Annotated in this window: 3 protein-coding genes; all 3 read left to right on the top strand. The window is 62.2% G+C overall.

The features are described 5' to 3' along the window. Positions 1-602: 602 nt before the first annotated feature. The 3 genes from B5F22_RS11680 (at position 603) to B5F22_RS11670 (ending at position 6263) form a co-directional block, all read left to right on the top strand. A complete protein-coding gene (locus tag B5F22_RS11680) occupies positions 603-3251 on the top strand; it encodes a calcium-translocating P-type ATPase, PMCA-type (protein WP_087392685.1) in 2649 nt (882 codons plus the stop codon). A gap of 149 nt (positions 3252-3400) precedes the next feature. Then, the gene (locus tag B5F22_RS11675) at positions 3401-4660 is read left to right on the top strand and encodes an acetyl-CoA C-acetyltransferase (RefSeq protein ID WP_087392684.1); all 1260 of its coding nucleotides are present in this window, start codon (positions 3401-3403) and stop codon (positions 4658-4660) included. A gap of 256 nt (positions 4661-4916) precedes the next feature. Then, a complete protein-coding gene (locus B5F22_RS11670; RefSeq protein ID WP_087392683.1) occupies positions 4917-6263 on the top strand; it encodes a butyryl-CoA:acetate CoA-transferase in 1347 nt (448 codons plus the stop codon). Positions 6264-6730 lie beyond the last annotated feature (467 nt).

Raw genomic sequence — 6730 nt, 5'->3', positions numbered from 1 at the left:
TTGCCCCTCCCGCAGCTCCCCTGGCATGGCCCTGGGTTTTCGGGCCGGGCAAGCCCGGCCCCTACGGCGGTCTGCCGGGGACTGTGTTCCCTTATAAAATCCGTGCCGCAGGCACACCATACTTCTTCACTATTCACTCTTCACTATTCATTGCCCCTTCCCCCCTCGCCATTTTTCCCTTGCACTCAATGAAGAATGAAGAATGCAGGCCCAAAACATTGCCGCATTTCTTGGTTTGCTATGCGTAGGGGAGGGGCTTGCCCCTCCCGCAGCTCCCCTGGCATTGCCCTGGGTTTTCGGGCCGGGCAAGCCCGGCCCCTACGGCGGTCTGCCGGGGACTGTGTTCCCTTATAAAATCCGTGCCGCAGGCACACCATACTTATTCACTATTCACTATTCACTCTTCACTATTCATTGCCCCTTCCCCCCTCGCCATTTTTCCCTTGCACTCACTGTGTGCCCCTGATACAATGCACCCACAAAAGACGTGCAGCGGGCACAGAGAACAGAGAAATATAGACCAATCCGCGCAATTTTCGTGCGGATTGGTCTTTTTTTGTCCCCTCCTCCCCTGCACCCGAACAACAAAGGAGTGCATCGTTATGACCCAGTGGTACACCAAAAGCTCGGCCCAGGCCCTCCAGGAGCTGGACACCAACTCCAGCCGGGGCCTCACCTCCACCCAAGCCGCCCAGCGCCTCCAGCAATACGGCCCCAACCAGCTGGAAAAGCCCAAACCCACCCCCCTCATTCTGCGCTTTCTCCTCCAGCTCAAAGACCCCATGATTGTGGTGCTCCTCTTCGCCGCCGCCCTCTCCCTCATCTCCACCCACGGCGAGGACTGGATTGAGGCGGTGATCATCCTCCTCATTGTGGTGGTGAATGCCGTCATCTCCATCACCCAGGAGAACAGCGCCCACAAGGCCCTGGAGGCCTTGGAACAGATGTCTGCCCCCCTGGCCAGGGTGGTGCGGGACGGCCAGACGCTGCGCCTGGACACCCGCCAGCTGGTGCCTGGTGACATCATCCTGCTGGAGGCGGGGGACCTGGTGCCCGCCGATGGCCGCATTTTACACTGTGCCAACCTGAAGGTGGACGAGTCCGCCATCACCGGAGAGTCGGTGCCGGTGTCCAAGGAGTCGGGGGCGGTGCTGGCCGAGGACACCGAGGTGGGAGACCAGTCCAACATGGTCATCTCCTCCACCGTCATCACCAGTGGCCGGGCCACCTGTGTGGTCACCGCCACCGGCATGGACACCCAGGTGGGGCGCATCGCCGGGATGCTCCTCAACCAGTCCGACCCCTCCACCCCCCTCCAGCGGAAGATGGGGGAGATCTCCTCCACCCTGTCCTTTGCCTGCCTGGGGGTGTGTGCGGTGATGTTCGGCATCGGCCTTCTCTACCACATCCCCCTGCTGGACATGTTCCTCACCGCCGTGGCTCTGGCGGTGGCCGCCATCCCCGAGGGCCTGCCCGCCATTGTCACCATTGTGCTGGCCCTGGGGGTGCAGCGGATGGTGCGCCACCACGCCATTGTGAAAAAGCTCCCGGCGGTGGAGACCCTGGGCTGCGCCGGGGTGATCTGCTCGGACAAGACGGGCACGTTGACCATGAACCGCATGACGGTGGTGCAAATCTGGACCGCCCGGGAACAGCACCGCCTGGAGGCCCTCATTGTGGGGGCCCTGTGCAACGACGCCACTCTGAACCACGACTCGGACGGGGTGCCCCACCTGCTGGGGGACCCCACCGAGACTGCCCTGGTGGACGCCGCCCTGGAAGAGGGGCTGGACAAGGAGATTTTGGAACAGGAAATGCCACGGGTGGCGGAAATTCCCTTCGATTCCCAGCGGAAACTCATGACCACCGTCCACCCCCTGCGGGGTCGGTATCGGGTGATGGTGAAGGGGGCCCCGGATGTGCTCCTGTCCCGGTGTACCCACATCCTGGCCGGGGCCTCGGTGCCCCTGGACGTGCCCACCCTGCGGCAGGTGGAGAGCGCCAACGCCGCCATGGCCCAGAACGCCCTGCGGGTGCTGGGCTGTGCCTACAAGGATGTGGACGTCATCCCGCCGCCCCGGGACATGGAGGCCCTCTTGGAGCACGATCTCACCTTTGTGGGGCTCATGGGCCTCATTGACCCGCCCCGGGTGGAGGTCAAACAGGCGGTGGCCCAGTGCTTTCAAGCGGGGATTCACCCGGTGATGATCACCGGAGACCACAAACTCACCGCCGTGGCCATCGCCAAGGAGCTGGGCATCTTTCGGGAGGGGGACATGGCCCTCACCGGGGCGGACCTGGACTTTATGCCCCAGGAGATGCTGGAGCAGGAGGCGGACAAATTCACCGTGTACGCCCGGGTGTCCCCGGAACACAAAATGCGCATTGTCCAGGCCCTGCAAAACAAGGGGTACGTGGTGGCCATGACCGGGGACGGGGTCAATGACGCCCCCGCCCTGAAAGCCGCCGACATCGGCTGCGCCATGGGCATCACCGGCACCGACGTGGCCAAAGGGGCCGCCGACATGATTCTCACCGACGACAACTTTGCCACCATCGTCCACGCCGTGGAGCAGGGCCGGGGCATCTACGCCAACATCAAAAAGTCCATCCACTACCTGCTCTCCTGCAACATCGGGGAGATTTTGACCCTGTTTCTGGCCACCCTCTTTCACTTCCACCAGGCCCCCCTGGTGCCGGTGCAGCTTCTCTGGCTCAACCTGGTCACCGACTCCCTCCCCGCCCTGGCCCTGGGCCTGGAGCCGGTGGAGGCGGACGTGATGGAGAAGCCACCCCGCAAGGCCCACGAGCCTCTGTTCACCCCCGCCTTTACCATCCGGCTTCTCTGGCAGGGGGCGCTGGTGGGGGCGCTGACCCTGCTGGCCTATTTTGTGGGGGAGTACGTGCTGGGCGACCCCACCACCGCCGACGCCACCGCCAACACCATGGCCTTTGCCACCCTCACCTTCTGCCAGCTGTTCCACGCCTTTGACGTGCGCAGCGAGCACCAGTCCCTTCTCTCCCTGGGGGTGTTCACCAACCCCGCCATGAACCAGGCCTTTGTGGTGGGCGCCGCCCTCCAGCTGGCTGTCCTCCTGCTGCCCCCCTTGATGGGGGTGTTTCACGTCACCTTTCTCACCTTCCAGCAATGGCTGGTCGTGGTGATTTTGTCCATAACTCCTGTTGTGGTGACAGAGGTGGAAAAGAGATTTTTTCACTCTTCGTCTAACGTATCCTCTCATTTCGCCTAATTTCCGTGGAAATCCACCAAGCATTTTTCTAATTTTTTCTATGAACTTTACAAAATTGTATTGTTGATTTTTTCACAATCTTCGGGTATAATCGGGGTAACTACGACATCCAAGAAGATCATTTTACATCATACTGGAGGTTACACATCATGAAAGAAGTATACGTGGTCAATTGCTGCCGCACCGCTGTCGGCTCCTTCGGCGGCTCCCTGAAGGACGTGCCCGCCGTGGACCTGGGCGCCACCGTGGTCAAGGAAGTTCTGAACCGTGGCGGCGTGAAGCCCGAGCAGGTGGACGAGGTCATGTTCGGCTGCATCCTCACTGCTGCCCAGGGCCAGAACCCCGCCCGTCAGGTGAGCGTGAAGGCCGGCATCCCCTACTCCGTCCCCGCTTACACCGTGGGCATGGTGTGCGGCTCCGGCATGAAGTCCGTCATCGAGGGCGCTCGCGCCATCCTGGCTGGCGACGCTGACGTGATCGTGGCTGGCGGCACCGAGAACATGTCCGCTGCTCCCTTCGCCCTGCCCAACGAGCGCTGGGGCGCCCGCATGGGTGACAAGAAGGTTGTGGATACCATGATCCGTGACGGTCTGTGGGACGCCTACAACAACTACCACATGGGCACCACTGCCGAGAACATCGCCGACGTGTGGGGCATCACCCGTGAGGAGATGGACGCCTTCGCCGTCAGCTCCCAGAACAAGACCGAGGCTGCTCAGGCCGCTGGCAAGTTCGTGGACGAGATCGTTCCCGTCATGGTGAAGAAGAAGAAGGAAATGGTGGAGTTCAAGGTGGACGAGTTCCCCAAGGCTGGCGTGACCATGGAGTCCGTGGGCAAGCTGCGCGGCGCTTTCCCCGTGGGTCCCGAGGGCGTGGAGGACGAGATCGTCCACACCTTTGAGGTGACCCAGGTCCACGAGGCCGATGCCAAGCAGCACGTGCAGCGCGTGACCGCTGCCAACGCCTCCGGCATCAACGACGGCGCTGCCGCCATCCTGCTGGCCTCCGGCGAGGCTGTGGAGAAGTACGGCCTGAAGCCCATGGCCAAGCTGGTCAGCTGGGGCCAGGGCGGCGTGGATCCCAAGATCATGGGCGTGGGCCCCGTGCCCGCTTCCCGTCAGGCCATGGCCAAGGCCGACCTGAAGATCGAGGACGTGGATCTGGTGGAGGCCAACGAGGCGTTCGCCGCTCAGTCCATCGCTGTGGCCCGTGAGCTGGGCTTCGACATGAGCAAGGTCAACGTCAACGGCGGCGCCATCTCCATCGGCCATCCCGTGGGCGCTTCCGGCGCTCGTATCATCGTCACTCTGCTCCACGAGATGCTCAAGCGCGACGAGGCTAAGCGCGGCCTGGCCACCCTGTGCATCGGCGGCGGCATGGGCGTTGCCACCATTTTTGAGAAGGTCTAATCTTATAACCTGAACCAACACAAGGGTGTGGGGGGTCACCCCACACCCTTGTTTGAGTATTATCTCCTTTGATGGGTACCCCGTGGTAGGGGCCGTGGCTTGCCCGGCCCGTGGTTACCCTGGTATTGCCTTGGGGGATTCGGGAGGGGCAAGCCCCTCCCCTACGCCCAACAAATCCAAATCCGTGCCGCTGGAAGCGGCACACCATAATTCTTCATTCTTCATTTTTCATTCTTCATTATTTTGGAGGTATCTTATGAGCTATCAGGAAGAATACCGTCAGAAGCTCACCACCGCGGAAGAAGCGGTGAAAGTGGTCAAGTCCGGAGACTGGGTGGACTACGGCTGGTGCACCAACACCGCCGAGGTGCTGGACCAGGCTCTGGCCGGACGCATGGGCGAGCTGTACGACGTGAAGGTGCGGGGCGGCATTCTGCTGCACATGCCCGCCATCGCCCAGATTGAGAATCCCGCCGAGCACTTCACCTGGAACTCCTGGCACATGGGCGGCACCGAGCGGAAGATGGCCAAGATCGGTCTGGCCTACTACGCCCCCATCCGCTACTCCGAGCTGCCCGGCTACTACCGGGACTGCATTGACCCCATCGACGTGGCCATGTTCCAGGTGGCTCCCATGGACCAGCACGGCTACTTCAACTTCGGCCCCAACGCCTCCCACCTGTATGACATGTGTGCCCGTGCCAAGCACATCATCGTGGAGGTCAACGAGAATATGCCCCGCTGCCTGGGCGGCTACCACACCGGGGTGCACATCTCCCAGGTCAACGCCATTGTGGAGGGCCCCAACGGCACCATCGGCACCATGCCTGGCCTGAGCGAGCCCTCCGAGATCGACCTGGCGGTGGCCCGTCAGATCGTGGCCGAGATCCCCAACGGAGCCTGCCTCCAGCTGGGTATCGGCTCCATGCCCGGCGCTGTGGGCCAGATGATTGCTCAGTCCGACCTGAAGGACCTGGGCGTGCACACGGAGATGTACGTGGACGCCTTTGTGGCCATGACCAAGGCCGGTAAGATCACCGGCGCCCGGAAGAACTTCGACCAGGGCCGCCAGACCTACGCCTTCGCCGCTGGTACTCAGGAGCTGTACGACTTCCTGGACAACAACCCCGAGTGCATGAGCGCACCCGTGGACTACACCAACGACATCGCCCGGATGTCCACCCTGGACAACTTCATCTCCATCAACGGCGCGGTGGACATCGACCTCTTCGGCCAGGTCTCCTCTGAGTCCTCCGGCATCCACCACATCAGCGGCGCTGGCGGTCAGCAGGACTTCGTGATGGGCGCTTACCTCTCCAAAGGCGGTAAGAGCTTCATCTGCTGCTCCTCCACCTTCAAGGATAAGGCCACCGGCGAGGTGAAGTCCCGCATCCGTCCCACCCTCATTGAGGGCTCCATTGCCACCTGCACCCGGAGCAACCTCCACTATGTGGTCACCGAGCAGGGCATGTTCAATGTCAAGGGCAAGACCACTTGGGAGCGTGCCGAGGGCCTGATTTCCGTGGCTGCTCCCCAGTTCCGGGACGAGCTGATTGCCGCTGCCGAGGCTATGCACATCTGGCGCAAGTCCAACAAGCGGTAATTCCCCTTTTCCCATTGCAAGGGCCTGTTGCAGCTGCAACAGGCCCTTGTCTTGCCCAATGGCTCCCCTGAGTCAGGGGAGCTGGCAGCCGTTAGGGGTTGTTCTTCTAAAAGGCCTAGTTCAGGCTTGCCAGCCTGGTGGGGACGCTTCCCGCTGGGGGTTTCTTTTGAGCGGGCAAAAGAAACCAAAACCCGCTTAGGGCGTTCCCCCCTAAGGACCTCCCTTGGGGTACGGGGCTGGAACTGCGTCAAAACGAAATTCGGCCCGTCACCCTTGCTGTGGCCCCTGTTTGTGCCACCACACCAGGCTACCCTGGGCAGCTGGCCCTATCACCAGGTGGTTTCCAAGTCCGGGCCTGCCCTGGAGAAGCGGCGTTCCCGCCGCCGGGGGTTTTGCTGCACCATCCTGTTGCGCTGCGGTAAGGGCCGTGGCTTGCCCGGCCCGTTGGTTCCCTTGTATTGCCCTGG

Source organism: Pseudoflavonifractor sp. An187, from assembly GCF_002160275.1.
In the GTDB taxonomy this organism is placed as follows: domain Bacteria; phylum Bacillota; class Clostridia; order Oscillospirales; family Oscillospiraceae; genus Enterenecus; species Enterenecus faecium.
Note: the sequence above shows the minus strand (reverse complement) of the source record. Positions and strands in the feature narration are given on the sequence as shown.

What these genes read in the sequence shown, in the direction of transcription:
- B5F22_RS11680 (WP_087392685.1), top strand. Translation starts at nt 603, where the DNA reads ATGACCCAGTGGTACACCAAAAGCTCGGCCCAGGCCCTCCAGGAGCTG.
- B5F22_RS11675 (WP_087392684.1), top strand. Translation starts at nt 3,401, where the DNA reads ATGAAAGAAGTATACGTGGTCAATTGCTGCCGCACCGCTGTCGGCTCC.
- B5F22_RS11670 (WP_087392683.1), top strand. Translation starts at nt 4,917, where the DNA reads ATGAGCTATCAGGAAGAATACCGTCAGAAGCTCACCACCGCGGAAGAA.